General features: G+C 74.4%; 1 protein-coding gene. It reads left to right on the top strand.

Features of this window, described 5'->3' with window-relative positions:
- Window positions 1-31: 31 nt before the first annotated feature.
- Window positions 32-1700, top strand: a 1669-nt coding sequence (locus AA75_RS31555; protein ID WP_199520462.1) for a right-handed parallel beta-helix repeat-containing protein, incomplete at its 3' end; no start/stop codon positions are given.

Below are 1700 nucleotides of genomic sequence, written 5' to 3'. Positions count from 1 at the left end.
AAGCCCACCCAGGAAGAGGAGAGTCCACGCCATGTCGCGCCACGTGCTGACGGTGTGCCCGGAACAGCGGGACGGCCGCTACCGCACGATCGGCGAGGCACTGGCGGAGGCCCGCAGCGGCGCGGTGATCTCGGTCCGGCCCGGCCGGTACGAGGAGAACCTGGTGATCAGCAAGCTGGTCACCATCACCGCCGCCGAGGCCCGCGGCACCGTCCGGATCACCGCCCGGCGCGGCTGCGTGGTCCAGGTCACCGCCGAGGCCGTGCAGTTGACCGGCCTGATCCTGCAGGGTCAGGACGAGGAACTGCCCGCTGTCGACGTGCCGCGCGGCCAGGCCGCCTTCCAGGACTGCGAGGTGGTCGGCAACTCCTGGACCGCCCTGCTCACCCGCGGCGACGGCTCGCTGGCGATGCGCGGCTGCCGGGTCACCAACCCGGCCGGCGCCGGCCTGGTGGAGACCTCCACCGGCAACAGCGTCATCGAGGACTGCGTCGTCGAACACCTCGGCAGCTCCGCCGTGGTGATCGGCGAACGCGCCGACCCGCTGCTGCGCAACTGCGTGCTGCGCGACGCCCGCGGCAACGGCGTCTGCGCCAACGGCAACGCCCGCGGAACCTTCGAAGACTGCGAGATCTCCGTCACCGACAAGCCCGGCATCGCCCTGGAGGAGAACAGCACCACCCGGCTGCTGCGCACCGACGTCCGCGACACCACCATCGGCGTCTACATCAGCTCCACCGCCCGGGTCGTGCTGGAGGACTGCACCGTCACCGGCACCTCCGGCCACGGCATCGCGCTCGCCGCCGGCACCGACCCCGAACTTCGCCGCTGCCGCACCGCCCGCACCGCAGGCCACGGCATCCACGTCACCGGCCGCGCCCGCGGCACCTTCGAGGACTGCGAGGTCGCCGCCGCCCAGGGCACCGGCATCTGGATCGGCGAATCCTCCGGCCCCACCCTGCTGCGCACCGTGGTCCGGGACTGCGGGGGCGACGGCCTGGAGCTGACCGGCGACAGCGCCGCCGACCTGGACCGGCTGGAGGTCCGCGACGCCGCCGGCACCGGCGTGCTGATCACCGAGGGCGCCAACCCGCGGCTGCGCCGCGCCGCCGTGCACCGCGCCAAGGGCGACGGGGTGGCCGTCCTGCGGGACGGGCGCGGCCAGTTGGACAAGTGCGAGGTGCTGGACGCCGGCCGCTCCGGCATCCGGATCGCCGACGGCGCCGACACCCGGATCGGCGACTGCGTGGTGCGCGACGCGGCCGGCTCCGGCGTGCAGGTCGGCCGGATCGGCACCGCACACCTGCGGGACTGCGAGATCACCGGCTCCGGTGAGGACGGCATCACCGCCGAGGACGACTCCGACCTGAACTGCACCCGGGTCCGCGCCATCGGCAACCGCCGCCACGGCCTCCGCCTCGGCACAGGCGCCCGCGCCGTCCTGGTCAGGGTCGCCGCCGCCGAGAACACTGGCGACGGCGTCCGCACGGACTCCGTCGAGGCCGTCCGGCTCACCGGCTGCAAGTTCTCCCGCAACAAGGGTTCCGGCCTGCGACAGACCGTCCCCAGCGAGCGGCTCGCCCTGGAGGAGCTGGTCAGCGAGGAGAACGGCCTGCCCGACGCGCACGGCACCGCCGCCGCCACCCAGTCGTCCGTCCAGGCCGCCCCCGAGGCCGGGATGGACCCCGCCCCTGGCGACC

Source organism: Kitasatospora sp. MBT63, from assembly GCF_000710465.2.
In the GTDB taxonomy this organism is placed as follows: Bacteria; Actinomycetota; Actinomycetes; order Streptomycetales; family Streptomycetaceae; genus Kitasatospora.
The sequence above is the reverse complement of the archived record's forward strand: the minus strand, read 5'-3'. Positions and strand labels throughout refer to the sequence as shown.